The organism is Arthrobacter sp. Y3225209 (genome assembly GCF_059090685.1).
In genome coordinates, this window is record NZ_JBNHFW010000007.1 from 1 (window position 1) to 13,295 (window position 13,295).

13 protein-coding genes and 1 pseudogene are annotated in these 13,295 nt (G+C 65.5%); 3 read left to right on the forward strand and 11 right to left on the reverse strand.

Translation table 11 applies throughout. From position 1 onward, the window contains the following. Positions 1-85: 85 nt before the first annotated feature. The 4 genes and pseudogenes from AC5RVB_RS05860 to AC5RVB_RS05875 all read right to left on the reverse strand — a co-directional run. Positions 86-550 (reverse strand): annotated as a pseudogene (locus AC5RVB_RS05860) (amidase); the annotation flags it as partial. A gap of 8 nt (positions 551-558) precedes the next feature. Next, the gene (gene gatC / locus AC5RVB_RS05865) at positions 559-855 is read right to left on the reverse strand and encodes an Asp-tRNA(Asn)/Glu-tRNA(Gln) amidotransferase subunit GatC (protein ID WP_146363477.1); all 297 of its coding nucleotides are present in this window, start codon (positions 853-855) and stop codon (positions 559-561) included. Between the two features lie 209 nt (positions 856-1,064). After that, positions 1,065-1,559 (reverse strand): GNAT family N-acetyltransferase, encoded by a 495-nt coding sequence (locus tag AC5RVB_RS05870; protein ID WP_227904324.1) that lies wholly within the window; start codon positions 1,557-1,559, stop codon positions 1,065-1,067. 117 nt (positions 1,560-1,676) lie between these two features. Then, on the reverse strand, positions 1,677-2,123 hold the full coding sequence (locus tag AC5RVB_RS05875) for a TraR/DksA family transcriptional regulator (RefSeq protein WP_227904323.1): 447 nt from the start codon (positions 2,121-2,123) through the stop codon (positions 1,677-1,679). Between the two features lie 143 nt (positions 2,124-2,266). Here AC5RVB_RS05875 and AC5RVB_RS05880 point away from each other — a divergent pair, with 143 nt between their 5' ends. Next, positions 2,267-3,031, forward strand: coding sequence for a class I SAM-dependent methyltransferase (locus tag AC5RVB_RS05880; protein WP_494142204.1), 765 nt, complete (start codon positions 2,267-2,269; stop codon positions 3,029-3,031). A gap of 56 nt (positions 3,032-3,087) precedes the next feature. Next, on the forward strand, positions 3,088-3,702 hold the full coding sequence (locus AC5RVB_RS05885) for a GNAT family N-acetyltransferase (RefSeq protein ID WP_494142205.1): 615 nt from the start codon (positions 3,088-3,090) through the stop codon (positions 3,700-3,702). Here AC5RVB_RS05885 and AC5RVB_RS05890 read toward each other — a convergent pair. Together AC5RVB_RS05890 and ligA are read right to left on the reverse strand one after the other, a co-directional pair. Next, positions 3,699-4,493 (reverse strand): inositol monophosphatase family protein, encoded by a 795-nt coding sequence (locus tag AC5RVB_RS05890; RefSeq protein ID WP_290245387.1) that lies wholly within the window; start codon positions 4,491-4,493, stop codon positions 3,699-3,701. The two genes, AC5RVB_RS05885 and AC5RVB_RS05890, sit on opposite strands and share 4 nt — an antisense overlap. Beyond that, on the reverse strand, positions 4,490-6,730 hold the full coding sequence (ligA, locus tag AC5RVB_RS05895; RefSeq protein ID WP_494142248.1) for an NAD-dependent DNA ligase LigA: 2,241 nt from the start codon (positions 6,728-6,730) through the stop codon (positions 4,490-4,492). Before ligA ends, AC5RVB_RS05890 begins: the two co-directional genes overlap by 4 nt. Before the next feature lie 287 nt (positions 6,731-7,017). On the opposite strand from ligA, the gene AC5RVB_RS05900 reads away from it, so the two are divergent. After that, complete coding sequence (locus AC5RVB_RS05900) at positions 7,018-9,360, forward strand: FdhF/YdeP family oxidoreductase (RefSeq protein ID WP_227928947.1); 2,343 nt, start codon at positions 7,018-7,020, stop codon at positions 9,358-9,360. A 10-nt stretch (positions 9,361-9,370) separates the two neighbouring features. Here AC5RVB_RS05900 and AC5RVB_RS05905 read toward each other — a convergent pair whose 3' ends face one another. The 5 genes from AC5RVB_RS05905 to AC5RVB_RS05925 all read right to left on the reverse strand — a co-directional run bounded on the left by AC5RVB_RS05905 (position 9,371) and on the right by AC5RVB_RS05925 (position 13,292). Then, positions 9,371-9,691 carry a DUF6457 domain-containing protein gene (locus AC5RVB_RS05905; RefSeq protein ID WP_227904317.1) on the reverse strand — a complete coding sequence of 107 codons (321 nt, stop codon included), beginning with the start codon at positions 9,689-9,691 and terminating at the stop codon, positions 9,371-9,373. A gap of 42 nt (positions 9,692-9,733) precedes the next feature. After that, a complete protein-coding gene (locus AC5RVB_RS05910) occupies positions 9,734-10,543 on the reverse strand; it encodes a PP2C family protein-serine/threonine phosphatase (RefSeq protein WP_227904316.1) in 810 nt (269 codons plus the stop codon). A gap of 126 nt (positions 10,544-10,669) precedes the next feature. After that, a complete protein-coding gene (locus tag AC5RVB_RS05915; protein ID WP_227904315.1) occupies positions 10,670-11,818 on the reverse strand; it encodes an adenylate/guanylate cyclase domain-containing protein in 1,149 nt (382 codons plus the stop codon). Further along, positions 11,811-12,380, reverse strand: coding sequence for a PH domain-containing protein (locus tag AC5RVB_RS05920; RefSeq protein ID WP_227904314.1), 570 nt, complete (start codon positions 12,378-12,380; stop codon positions 11,811-11,813). The genes AC5RVB_RS05915 and AC5RVB_RS05920 overlap by 8 nt, the downstream gene beginning before the upstream one ends. A 48-nt stretch (positions 12,381-12,428) precedes the next feature. Further along, positions 12,429-13,292 carry a biotin--[acetyl-CoA-carboxylase] ligase gene (locus AC5RVB_RS05925; protein WP_494142206.1) on the reverse strand — a complete coding sequence of 288 codons (864 nt, stop codon included), beginning with the start codon at positions 13,290-13,292 and terminating at the stop codon, positions 12,429-12,431. Positions 13,293-13,295 lie beyond the last annotated feature (3 nt).

Genomic DNA, 13,295 nt, shown 5'->3' on the forward strand with positions numbered 1-13,295 from the left:
GCCATCACCGCGCCGAACAGGCCCATGTAGCGGCCGCGTTCACGCGGGGAGATGATGTCCGCCATGATGATCTGCGTCAGTGCGCCGAGCCGCCGGGGATCCGGTCCAGGTCCCACGGGTTGCGGGTGGGCCCGTAGGCGGAGTGCTCCGTGGAGGAGCCCATGGCGAACTCGTCCAGGTTGGTCTTGCCCAGCATCGGCATCCGCGCGGCACGGATCTTGGAGATCACCGTGGCGTCGTAGGGGCTCATCCAGCCTTCGAGCATCTTCGAGCCGGCCGTGGTGGGCTGGCCCTTGGTGACAATCAGGTCCTTGATGGCGATGGGGACGCCGGCCAGTTCATGCAGCTGCTCGCCGGCGGCACGGGCCTTGTCGACGTCGGCAGCTACCTGCAGCGCCTCGTCCGTGTTCACGTGCAGGAAGGCGTTGACGGCGCCGTCGACCTCGCTGATGCGGTCCAGATGCGCCTGCGTGACCTCGACGGCGGTGACCTCGCGGGCGGCCAGCTTGGCGGCCAGCTGCGCGGCGCTCGATGTAATCAGTTCACTCATGGAAGCTTTTACTCCTCATCCAGGATGGCAGGGACCTTGAAGCGGCCGGCGGCATTGTCAGGCGCACCGGACAGGGCTTCCTCATTGGTCAGCGTCTGCCCCACAACGTCCTCGCGGAAGACGTTGGTCAGCGGGATGGGGTGGGAGGTGGCCGGGATGTCCTCGCCGGCAACTTCGCTTACGGATTTGATCGAATCCACGATGACATCGAGTTCGCCGGCCATCTTGTCCAGCTCGTCGTTGGTCATCTCAATGTGGGCCAGCCGCGCCAGATGCGCCACGGCCTCACGATTGATCTCAGACATGAGTCTCCCATGCGTCTTATATAGGAACGTTTCGGTATGTAACCGGTATCCGTTCCAGTCTACGGCGTTCGGGGGTAGGTCACGGAGGCAGCCGACACACACCGCACAGCCGCTGTACAGCAGATGCTGCCCGGTGAGGCGGTTGCCCGCCTCACCGGTACATACGGCGAACCACCAGGCGCCGGACCGGCAGGGTTTGAAGCAGACGGTTAGACGGCCTTGCGGAAGACCCAGAGGATGTAGTCTTCGCCGGGAACGGTCCAGTCCCGCTCGGGCACGCGGACAAAGCCCAGGGACAGGTACAGCGCGTGCGCATTGAGCATGGTCGTCATGCTGGTCAGGCTGACCGCTTCGATGCCGTCCTTGCTCCGGGCGTAGTCAACAATGGCGTTCACCAGGGCACGGCCCACTCCCCCGCGCTGCACGGAAGGATCCACGGCGAGCATGCGGAATTCCAATTCACCTTCAATGGCAATATCCGTGTAGGGCTGGCCGGCGTAGGTGATGGCGGCCGAGGCTGCGACCTTCCCGCCCAGTTCCGCGACCCACAGTTCGGTGTGCCTGGCCCGGTCCTCGACGTTCTCGAGTTCCTTGACGTAGGGGTTGTCGGCTTCGATGTGCTTTCCGTGCAGATAGGCCTCACGGGTAATCCGGCGGATATCTTCAAAATCAGCCTCGGTGGCAAGCCGGATGGTGATGCTCATGCGTGTTACGAATCCTTACGGTCAGGTTGAAGTGCACGTAGATTCTATCCCCCTCCCCGGTCCCGCCGGGGACCGGGGTGAGGGGGCACACGTTCACCCGTGGCAGGGGCTTCTTTCCTACCGCCGGCGCGCAGCTGCGCAGTTCACGCAGAAGCGGGTTTCCGGCCGGATTTCCAGCCGGGCAGCCGGAATGGGGTTGCCGCAGTTTTCGCAGATTCCGTAGGCACCGGCGTCCAGCCGTTCCCGTGCCTCCACCAGTTCGATCATCGAGTTTTCCGCTGCGGCGAGCATGGCCACTTCGTTGGCCCGTTCAACGGACACGGTGGTGCCTTCGGGATCATGCTCATCATCGGCAGGAATGTCCTTGGCCGCCAGGGTGACTTCGCGGATCAGATCGGTCAGCATCACAATCTGTTCGCGGGTCTTCGCTATCCGCTCATCAATCAAGCCGGCGAAGTAGGCGGCATCCAGTTCCGTCGGTGTCTGGGCCACAGGCGTGGCGGGGCCGGTTTCGGGAGCCGTGCGGAAAGTTTTCCGCGGAGCGGCGGTTGCTTTACGGGGCATGCCGGTACCTCCTTGTGAGTCGATGCTGCACGGGATGCAATTATCCGCTGTGCGGCTGGGAAACAGGCCCGGACAGGGCGGGTCTTTCCTCAGGGCTTAATCCCGATAGGCTTCCTCCTGAATCCGGGCAAACAAAGGAAACCATGGTTGACGCGCACTACAACGAGCCACGTCTGGTGGCGCTGTACGACGAGGACAACGCCGGGCGGTGGGACACCGATTTTTATGCGGGGCTATTGGGTGGGATCAACGGGCGTCAGGAGCCGCTGCGGATCGCGGATATTGGCTGCGGCACCGGCAGCTTCGCCGTCCGGCTGGCGCGTGCCGGACACGCCGTGACGGGCATTGATCCCGCCGCCGGCATGCTGGAGGCGGCACGGTCCCGGCCGGACAGCGAACTGGTCACCTGGCTCCCCGGGACGGCTGGGGACCTGCCGGCGGGCCCCTTCGACGCCGCGGTGATGACGGGCCATGCCTTCCAGTGCCTGCTCACCGAAGCCGAGATGCTGCAGACGTTGGCCGCGGTGCGGTCCCGGCTGGCGCCCGGCGGCATCTTCTGTTTCGAGTCAAGGAACCCGGCAGCGAAGGCATGGCTGGAGTGGGATTCCGGCCACGCCGGACCTGAGCTGCAGGAATCCTCAGCGGGCACCCTCGAGGTGGACTGGGAACTGATCTCGGCGGAGGACCGCCCCGACGGCGTGTTGGTGACCTTCGAGGACCGCACCCGGTTCCTGTCCGACGGCGCACGGTTCGCCAGCAGGAGCACCCTCAAATTCCCGCCCGCGGACCTGCTGGAACGGCTGCTGCATCAAGCAGGCTTCAGCTCCGCCGACTGGTACGGGGACTGGGACGGCGGGCCGTTCCTGGCAGCGGTGAGCCGGGAGATCATCGTTGCCGCCCGGCGGTAGACGAGTGCCCGATCCGCCAACCGCGTCCGGGGAACCCAATAGGCCATCATGGTGCCATGACCGCGAATCCCTCCGGCCCCCGCTGGCCCGTCATCACACCCCGCCTCACCATCCGTCCCGCCGAAGCCGACGACCTGCCGCGCATGTATGAGTACCGGCGGAAGCCGGAGGTCGCGCAATGGATGACGGCCCGGCCCACGGACGTGGACGCCTTCGTGGAGCGGCTCCGGCAGCCGGAGCATTTGGCGGCCACTTTTGCCGTGGAACTGGGCGGAGCCCTGGTCGGTGACCTTTATCTTGCCTGCCAGGACGCATGGGCGCAGCAGGAGGTGGAGGAGTTGGCGCGCGACACGCAGGCCGAGATTGGCTACGTCATTGCACCGGAGTTCGCCGGGCGGGGGTACGCAAGCGAAGCCGTAGCTGCACTACTGCGCATCTGCTTCGAGGACCTGGGCCTGCGCCGGGTGGTGGCGGAGTGTTTCGCCGACAACACCGCTTCCTGGCGGGTCATGGAAAAAGCGGGGATGCGGCGTGAGGGGAGGTCCCGCCAGGGGTCCCTCCACCGTTCGGGGCGCTGGCTGGATGACCTCCGCTACGCCCTCCTGGCCGAAGAATGGCGGGCATCCCCCGCCGGCGGAAGTGCCGTGGCGGAACCGCGGCTCCACACCTAGCCCAGCAGCGCAGCTCCGGCGACAGTCACCGCGTCCTCACGTTCGGCGTCGTTGGCCGGCCGCGGCGGACGCTGAACGGGAACGCCGGCTTCCTCGGCGATCAAGGCGCCCGCGGCATAGTCATATTCGTTGAGGCTGCGCTCGATATAGGCGTCTAGCGTGCCGTCGGCCACCATGCACAGGTCCAGCGCGGCGGATCCCAGCCGACGGACGTCCGCGAACTGCCCGGCAAGCTCCGGCAAGGCCGCATACTGCTCGGACCGGACCTCCGCGTTGTAGGAGAACCCGGTACCCAGCAGCTTCCCCACCCGCTGCGGATCGGGGCCGGAGAGCTTGCGGACGCTGCCGTGCTCGGACAGCCAGGCCCCGTTCCCGCGGGCGGCCGAGTACACCCGGACCAGCGCCGGGGCGTGGACGACGCCGGCCAGCCACTCGCCGTCGTCGGTCACCGCAGCCACGGAGGTGGCGTAGTAGACAATGTTGCGGATGAAGTTGGTGGTGCCGTCCAGCGGATCTATGGACCATCGGATGCCTGACGGATTGGATGGGACGGCCGCTTCCAGCTCCTCCCCCGTGACAACGTCATGCGGACGCAGGCGGGCCAGGACCTCCCGCACGGCAATCTCTGCGGCGGTATCAAATTCGGTGACCCAGTCTCCGTCGGCGCTTTTGTTCACCGGATTCAGGCCGGCGACCGAGCGTCCCGCCAGCACAGCCGCTCCCGCAGCGGCGGCCTCGCGGGCAACTTCCAGCAATTCCAGCGGATCGGCCGCGTCAGGCAGCGGGCTCATTCGGTACCTTCTTCCGGTTTGTCTTCCTCGTTTTGCCCATCGGTTCCTGCCCCGTCCTCCGGGACGGACCCTTCGGCCAGCAGGATCCGGAAGCCGTCTTCGTCAATGACCCGGACGCCCAGGGCTTCGGCCTTCTCCAGCTTGGTGCCCGCATTTTCCCCGGCCACCACGTAGTCGGTCTTTTTCGAGACCGACCCGGAGGCCTTGCCCCCGCGGGTGAGAATGGCTTCCTTGGCCTCGTCCCGGCTGAAGTTGGGCAATGTGCCGGTGACAACAACGGTCAGGCCCTCGAGTGTGCGGGGCATTGACTCGTCCCGTTCGTCGGCCATCCGCACACCGGCGGCGGCCCAGGCATCCACGATCTCGCGGTGCCAGTCCTCGGCGAACCATTCCGTCAGGGCTGCGGCGATGGTGGGGCCGACGCCGTCGACATGCGCCAGCTGCTCCTCGGTGGCAGCACGGATGGCCTCCATCGACCCGAAGGCGCCGGCGAGGGCGCGGGCCGCCGTCGGGCCCACGTGCCGGATGGACAGTGCCACCAGGACCCGCCAAAGTGGCTGGGATTTGGCTTTCTCGAGTTCCTCGAACAGCTTGCGGGTATTGGCGGAAGCAACGGACGGCTTTTTGGCGGTGCCCTTGGTGTAGAAGTACGGAACGAGTTCGGTGCCGTCCACCACGCCTTTGACACGCTTGGGCCGTTCAATCCGCACGTCCGCCAGGTCCTCGATTTTCAGGTCGAACAGGCCGGCCTCACTGGTCAGCGGCGGGTTTTCCGGCTCGGCGGGTGAGGTGAGGGCAATAGCTGCCTCCCAGCCCAGCGCCTCAATGTCGAAGGCACCGCGGCCGGCCAGGTGGAACACGCGTTCACGCAGCTGCGAGGGGCAGGATTTGGCGTTGGGGCAGCGGATATCCACGTCCCCTTCCTTGGCCGGCTTCAGCTCGGTGCCGCAGGACGGGCAGTGCGTGGGCATAACGAAATCGCGTTCGCTGCCGTCTCGGAGGGCGACGACGGGGCCCACAATTTCGGGAATCACGTCGCCGGCCTTGCGCAGCACCACGGTGTCGCCAATCTTGACGCCCTTGGCCTTCACCACGTCCTGGTTGTGCAGGGTGGCCATCTCCACGGTGGAGCCGGAGACCAGCACGGGTGTCATGATGCCGTAGGGGGTGACGCGGCCGGTCCGGCCCACGTTCACCCGGATATCCAGCAGTTTGGTGTTCACTTCCTCCGGCGGGTACTTGTACGCCACGGACCAGCGCGGCACCCGGGACGTGTTGCCCAGGGCACGCTGCAGGGCAAAGTCATCCACCTTGATCACGATGCCGTCGATTTCGTGCGAGAGGTCGTGCCGGTGTTCGCCGTTCTCCGCGATGTACTTCAGGACCTCTTCGTAAGTGTCCAGCACCTTGTAATAGGGCGACGTCGGCAGTCCCCACTGCTGAAGCAGGTCATAGGTTTCGGACTGGCTGGCCACGTCCAGGCCCTCGCGGGCACCGATGCCGTGCACGTACATGCTTAGCGGACGCCTGGCGGTGACTTCGGGGTCCTTCTGCCGCAGGGAGCCGGCAGCGGCGTTGCGGGGATTGGCGAAAGGCGCCTTGCCCGCCTCGACCATGGTTTCGTTCAGGTGCGCGAAGTCCTTCGAGGGGATGAATACCTCGCCGCGGATTTCCATTTCCGCAGGCAGGTTTTCACCCTTGAGCGTGCGCGGGATGGAGGCGATGGTGAGCACATTGTGGGTGATGTCCTCCCCCGTGGTCCCGTCGCCGCGGGTGGCAGCCCGGACCAGTTCGCCGTTGCGGTAGAGCAGGTTCACGGCAAGCCCGTCGATCTTCAGTTCGGTCAGCCATTTGATCCGGGCGCCGGGGGCAATGTTGGCTACGGACCCTTCGGTCTTGCGGACCCATGCCTCCAGCTCATCCAGGGAGAAGACGTCCTCCAGGCTGTACATCCGCTGCAGGTGTTCCACCGGGGCAAAGGCCGCCGAGACTTCACCGCCCACTTCCTGGGTGGGTGAATCGTTGGTGACCAGCTCCGGGTGCAGCGCCTCGATCTCTTCCAGGCGGCGGTAGAGCCGGTCGAACTCAGCGTCGGAGACCAGCGGGGAGTCTTCGTTGTAATAGGCGAAACGGTAGCGGCGCACCTGGTCCGCGAGCGCGTCATATTCCTCGCGCAGGTCCCCGGCGGGCGGGGTGTCCGTGCTGACCGATTCAACGGCTGCTTCAGTGTCCGTGATTTCCGGGGATGTCTTGGCTGTGCTCACCTAACCAATCTTGCCGCATAGTGTGCGCTTGCGTCAGCGGTGCATCACCGCCGGGCAGGCGACGGCGGCGCTGCAGTGCCTGCCGGCGTCCGCCGACCGCCGTGTCGGGGGCCCGGCACCGCCGTCTCGGGGCGCCACGCCCTTGCCTTGTGCGGCCTTGGTGCTTGCGGCGGACCCGCGGGACTGCTAGGCCTGATGCTAGGCAACTGTGTTCGCGGGCCAGGACGGACGCGCAGTGAAGCGATGAAGGGAAGTGCGGCGTGGCCAGGAAAGAACCCCGGATAGAGGACGTCAACGAAAAGGACATCCAGGTCGAATCGCGGCCCAAGGAGTGGGCCGCCGGGCTGCCGGCGGTGTATCACTCCATGAAACCGGCCATCGAGCAGATGGGTCTGGCCCGGGCCCTGGGAACCACGTTCCGCATGAACCAGAAGCACGGCTTCGACTGCCCCAGTTGCGCCTGGCCCGACCCCAAGGACCGCAGCCCGTTCGAATACTGCGAGGAAGGCGTCAAGGCCGTCACGTGGGAAGCCACGCCGGTGGTGATTTCTTCCGACTTTTGGGCCGAACACAGCCTCACCGAACTGCGCGACCGCACCGAATACTGGCTGGGCATGCAGGGCCGGCTCACCGAGCCCCTGTACAAGCCCGCAGGTGAGGACCATTACCGCCCGGTGGGCTGGGACGAGGCACTGGACATTGTGGCCCGGCGGCTCAAGAGCCTGGATTCCCCGCACGAGGCAGCGTTCTACACCAGCGGACGGACCTCCAATGAAGCGGCGTTCCTCTACCAGCTGTTTGTCCGGGCGTACGGCACCAACAACCTGCCGGACTGCTCCAACATGTGCCATGAGTCCTCCGGCTGGGCCATGGGCCAGACCATTGGGATCGGCAAGGCGACGGTGACCTATGAGGACTTCGGCCAGGCAGATCTGATTATCCTGATGGGACAGAACCCCGGCACCAACCATCCACGCATGCTGACGGCACTGGAAAACTGCAAGCGGAACGGTGGCAGCATCGTAGCTGTGAACCCCCTCCCCGAGGCCGGTCTGAAGCGGTACAAGAACCCGCAGAAGCCCCGCGGCATCGCAGGGAAGGGCACGGAGCTGGCAGACCAGTTCCTCCAGATCCGGCTTGGCGGGGACATGGCCCTGCTGCAGGCCATTTCCAAGCGGGTGTTTGAAGCCGAAGAAAAGAACCCGGGGACCGTGCTGGACCATGAGTTCCTCGAGAAGCACTGCGAAGGCCTGGAAGACCTCAAGGAACATCTTTCCTTCCTCGATGACGATGAAGTGCTCGAAGCCACCGGGCTGCGTGCAGAGGAAATCGACGAGCTCGCAGAGCGCTACCTCAAGGCCGAGAAAGTCATCATCACCTGGGCCATGGGCATCACCCAGCAGAAAAAGGGCGTTGCCACGATCAAGGAAATCATCAACCTGCTGCTGCTGCGGGGAAACATCGGCAAGCCCGGCGCCGGTGCCGCACCCATCCGCGGGCACAGCAACGTGCAGGGTGACCGGACGATGGGCATCTGGGAGCAGATGCCGGGTACTTTCCTTGACGCCCTGGGCAAGGAATTCAGCTTCGATCCCCCGCGGGAGCATGGAGCCGACGCGGTTGAAACCTTCCACCGCATGCAGGACGGACGCATCAAGTTCTTTATGGCGCTGGGCGGCAACCTGATCTCCGCCATTTCGGATACCCAGTTGGCTGAAGAAGCCATGAAAAAGACCGACATGTCCGTGCAGATCTCCATCAAACTCAACCGGTCCCATCTGGTCACCGGCAAGGAAGCCCTGATCCTCCCGGTCCTGGGCCGCACCGAGATAGACATCCAGGAGACAGGCCGGCAGTTCGTTTCCGTGGAAGACACGGTCTGCGTAGTGCATGCCTCACATGGCGGAGTGGATCCCGTTTCGCCGAACCTGCTCTCCGAACCTGCCCTGGTTGCCCGGCTCGGGGCCCGGGTGATCGGGGACCGGATCGACGCCGACTGGGCGGGCTTCGAAAAGGACTATGACCTGATCCGCGATTCCATTTCCCGGGTGGTGGAAGGCTGCGAGGACTACAACGAGAGGATCCGGCATGAGGGCGGTTTCGTGCTGCCCAACGGACCGAGGGATTCCAGGACCTTCCGCACTCCCACCGGCAAGGCCGTGCTGACGGTGAATGACCTGGAGGCTGTCCAGCGTCCGGAAGGGACGCTCCTGCTGCAGAGCATGCGTTCACACGATCAGTGGAACACCACCATTTACGGCCACAATGACCGCTACCGGGGCATCAAGGGCGGGAGGCACGTGCTGTTTATGAACGCCGGAGACATTACGGAACTCGGCCTGGCGGACGGCCAGTACGTGGACATCCACGGCGTCCACCACGACGGCGTAGAGCGCGTGCTGCGCAGTTTCCGTGTGGTGTCCTACCCCACGCCCAAGGGGTGCGTGGCTGCGTACTATCCGGAAGCCAATGTGCTGGTGCCCATGGACCACGTGGCCGAAGGCAGCAACACCCCGGTGTCCAAGACGGTACTGGTCCGGGTGGAGGCTGCAGCCGGCGCCGGCGCCGAAGACAAGATGCGGCGTACCCCGGCGCCGGCGTAACCGGCCGCAGTTACTGCGCGGATCCCTTCCAGCCTGGCTGGTCCGGCCCCTCCAGGCCGGTTTCAGCCAGCTGGAAGGCGGTGTCCGCTGCTTTTTTCACGGCTTCTTCCGCTGACTTCCGTCCGCTGGTGGTGGTCAGCCCGGCAGCATACCCAACCATAAAGGCGCTCACCACGCCCGCGTTGGGTGCCACCGTGCGGCCGGATTTTTCGCCAAGCTCAACGAGCATGGCCGGGTCCACCTCGAGGTCCAGGATCTGCAGCGCCTGGGTCAGGCGCCGGCTCCAGTCATTCAGGCGGCGCTGTTCCAGTTCGTCCGGATGGGTGCTCATCGGGGCTCCTTCGCATAGGCGGTGTTCACAGAGGTTCGGTGGTTATTCGTAGCCGGCCTCACCGGTGAGCGTAACGGCTACGGGCTCGGGTCCAACGGTTCCGCCCACGGTGTCCACCACCAGTGCGGTGATATTGTCCCGGCCCCCGGACCGCAGGGCAGCCTGGACCAGGGCGGCGCAGGCGTCCTGCGGATTGGCCTCAGAGGCCAGTATGTCCAGGATGCGGGTGTCGGATACCTCGCCGGTCAGTCCGTCCGAACACACCAGCAGCCGGTCTCCAGGTTCCGCCGGGACCAGCCGGACGTCCGCTTCTGCGTCGTTGCCGGTGCCCAGGGCACGGGTGACCACATGCCGACGGGGATGGACCAGTGCTTCGTCAGGGGTGATCTGGCCCAGGTCCACCAGTTCCTGCACCTCGCTGTGGTCCACGGTGATCTGGTCCAGCTTTCCGGCGCTGAGCCGGTACGTGCGGGAATCACCCACGTTGAACACCAGCCAGTGAGGTTTGCCGTCGGCACTTACCAGCACACCGCCGGTCAGCGTTGTGCCGGCCCGGCCTCCGGTAGCCTCCCGGATCCGGTGGTCTGCCTCCAGCAGCAGTTCCCTGAGCTGCTCCGCGGAGAAGTCGGGCAGATGCTGTCCCACTATCGGGGAATCACCCAGCGTGCGGACGCAGATGCTGCTGGCTACCTCACCCGCTTCGTGTCCCCCCATGCCGTCCGCCACGGCAAAGACCGGGTCTGCGGCGATCAGTGAGTCTTCATTCAACTCGCGCCGCAGACCGCGATCGGAAGCATAACCAAACACTGCATGCAGGCCGGTATCCGGGGATGTCGTTTCGTCGGAGTTCATTCACGCCCTGTCCGGAAAGCTGTTTGTTCACTAGGTGATCCGTCTTACAGTATCTCTCCATACACTAACCGACGGCAGGCACCCGGCGGTCCGGTGGAAATGGCGCGTCGGCCATTCGATGCGCGGCTAATCCAGGACAAGCCCGGAACCGGTGCCCCGGGCCAGGGTTACCGGATGGATCTCGCCGAACCCTCGCACGTTGCGCGGCTGGTGCGGAATCAGCACAAATCGGGGATTATCCTTCAACGCCGCCGCAGTGGAGGCATCCGTGAGGACTGTCCCCGGTTCGGCCAGCGATGTCAGCCGGGAGGCGAGGTTGACGGTGGGACCGTATATGTCGCCCAGACGTGACAGGACGCGCCCCCATACCAGCGAAACCCGGGCGGAGGGAAGCAGCTCATCCTCAGTGAAGGCCTTCGCGAGGGCGAGGGAAATCTCCGCGCCGGCCTCGGGGGTTTCGGCGTTAAAGAGGACTTCGTCGCCGATGGTCTTGACCAGCCGTCCGCCGCCCACGGAAATGATTTCGGCACATTTGTGCTCAAAGCGCTGGACCATCTGCGCCAGGGTCTTTTCGTTCATCTGGCGGGACAGGCTGGTGTAGGAGACCAGGTCCGCGAAACCGACGGCGCGTGCCAGCGGCAGCGGCGCGTCGTCCGAGGCGCTCCCGTCATGGCTGGCCAGTCCGGCCTCCGCGCGCAGGGCCAGACGCTGGATGGCAGCATTGAGCTGGCGCTTCCAGGCGTACACGAGGGTTTTTTCCAGCGGTTCAATCAGGGCCGGCAGTGCGGCAACAAGATTCCTGCGGGCCTCAGCATCGGTGATGCCGCGGGTGGACACCATCTCCTCCACCAGTGCCTCAACCTGCCAGACAACCATTCGGTCTGTCATCTGGCCGATGGATCGCATGATGGAAATCGCGGCTTCCTCGGTGAGCTGCTCATCGCGCACCAGCTCAATCACGGTGCTCAGGGCCTCCCGGTCCTGTTCCGTGAAGAAGACCGCGTCGTCGTCAAGGTTGGGGAAGCCCATGGCACGCCAAAGCTTGCGGGCAGAGAGCAGGGACACCCCGGCTTCGGCAGCCGCTTCGCGGCGCTTCAGGGTGCGGGGTCCGCCGATCAGCTGCGCTTCCAGCCGGCGGACATCCTCGCGGTCTATTTCGGTTCCGGTGTCCGCCATTGAATAGTCCGGCCGGGACGGCTTGACCGCCGGCAGGGACAGCGTCATCGGTTCGGGATGGCTCGCGGGTCCGGACTCACCGTGGCCGGCGTCAGTCATAGTCCCTCCCTTCATAGTCGTATCCCCCGTCTCCCTCAATATCTACACCATCAAACATGGCAGTCAGTGGCAGCTGGCCTATGGCGGAAACCACAAGGGACCGGAAACGGTGTACCTCCGGCACCGCCGGATACTGCATAATCCGGCCGTGGCCCAGGTCGAGGACGAGGGTGCCGCTGCGCTGCATCCGGTCTGTGACCGTCTGCCTGATCTCGAGCTGGTAGATCGCTGCCAGGGCAATTTCGTGTTCCCGGCGCAGCAGCACTCCCTGCCGGCGGACCAGCCTGCGGTCGGTCAGGATGATCCGGCCGGTAAACCAGCGAAGTACGGGCGGCAGACAGTAGCGCAGCAGCACAAGCAGGGCCAGCACAACGACGGCGGGCTGCAGGTACGGGCTCCACTCCGCCAGTTGGCCGGGCAGGGTATCCCTGCCCAGCCAGCCCAGCGCATACCCTGCCGCCGCGCCGGTTGCCCCCGCCAGGGCCAGCGGTTTCCAAAGCGAACGTGCATGCGGGCGCCCGGCGGCAATGATGTACTCCCCCTGAGAGAGCCTTACACGCACGTGGCTGCCCTCCCGGCTGCGGGAAGTACCGGACTCAACGGGCCGGCCTCATGCCGGCTCGGCGCGCAGGTGTACCACGTCGGCCGCAGAGACGGTGTGCGGAGCGCCGGCACCGTCAACGATGACCAGCGCACCGGTGGCGGCCAGTGCCACGGCCCGGCCGGTAAGGACGCCGCCGCCGGGGAGCTGCGCGCGGACATCGCGGCCCAGGGTGGACAGGCGGGCCATGATCTGTTCCCGCAGAGATGCCTGCCCGTCCGATGCGGCCTCCGGATCTCCGTCCACGGAACAGAAGGCACGGTACTTTTCGGCCAGAGCCAGCAGGTAGTCCTGGAGCAGGATGTTGCGGTCAGTGGTGGAGGCATACTCCATCAGCAGACTGGTTGCCGTGGGCACCGGCAGGTCTTCGTCGGTGAGACTGACGTTCAGGCCTGTGCCCACCACTGCGGCCGGCGGCGACCCGTCGGAAAACGGGACGAGCTGGGCCAGGACGCCTGCAAGTTTACGGTTGTCCACCATGACGTCGTTGGGCCACTTCAACCGGGCTTCGACGCCGGTGCGGGCGGCCACACTTTCAGCCATGGCCAGGGCCGCAAGCAGGGAAAGCCAGCGGTAGGAGGACGTGGGCAGCGGACGGCCTTCGGCATTTACCGGCCGGAACAGCACACTGACAAAGAGTGAGGAACGCTCGGGGGCAACCCAGCTCCGGTCTAGGCGCCCCTTGCCTGCGGTCTGCAGTTCGGCGGTAAGGACCGTGAGGTCGGACGCTGCCGAGGGGCGCAGGCGGGCGGAGTCCGCCAGGTCGGAGTTGGTGGACCCGGTTTCCTGCACCACGTCCAACGCGGCGTAAGGCCCGTTGGGGGCCACCAGCGCCGCCCTGAGGCGGTCCGGGTCCAGGCCCGGTCTTTCCATGCT

What these genes read in the sequence shown, in the direction of transcription:
- gatC (WP_146363477.1), bottom strand. Translation starts at nt 855, where the DNA reads ATGTCTGAGATCAATCGTGAGGCCGTGGCGCATCTGGCGCGGCTGGCC.
- AC5RVB_RS05870 (WP_227904324.1), bottom strand. Translation starts at nt 1,559, where the DNA reads ATGAGCATCACCATCCGGCTTGCCACCGAGGCTGATTTTGAAGATATC.
- AC5RVB_RS05875 (WP_227904323.1), bottom strand. Translation starts at nt 2,123, where the DNA reads ATGCCCCGTAAAGCAACCGCCGCTCCGCGGAAAACTTTCCGCACGGCT.
- AC5RVB_RS05880 (WP_494142204.1), top strand. Translation starts at nt 2,267, where the DNA reads ATGGTTGACGCGCACTACAACGAGCCACGTCTGGTGGCGCTGTACGAC.
- AC5RVB_RS05885 (WP_494142205.1), top strand. Translation starts at nt 3,088, where the DNA reads ATGACCGCGAATCCCTCCGGCCCCCGCTGGCCCGTCATCACACCCCGC.
- AC5RVB_RS05890 (WP_290245387.1), bottom strand. Translation starts at nt 4,493, where the DNA reads ATGAGCCCGCTGCCTGACGCGGCCGATCCGCTGGAATTGCTGGAAGTT.
- AC5RVB_RS05905 (WP_227904317.1), bottom strand. Translation starts at nt 9,691, where the DNA reads ATGAGCACCCATCCGGACGAACTGGAACAGCGCCGCCTGAATGACTGG.
- AC5RVB_RS05910 (WP_227904316.1), bottom strand. Translation starts at nt 10,543, where the DNA reads ATGAACTCCGACGAAACGACATCCCCGGATACCGGCCTGCATGCAGTG.
- AC5RVB_RS05915 (WP_227904315.1), bottom strand. Translation starts at nt 11,818, where the DNA reads ATGACTGACGCCGGCCACGGTGAGTCCGGACCCGCGAGCCATCCCGAA.
- AC5RVB_RS05925 (WP_494142206.1), bottom strand. Translation starts at nt 13,292, where the DNA reads ATGGAAAGACCGGGCCTGGACCCGGACCGCCTCAGGGCGGCGCTGGTG.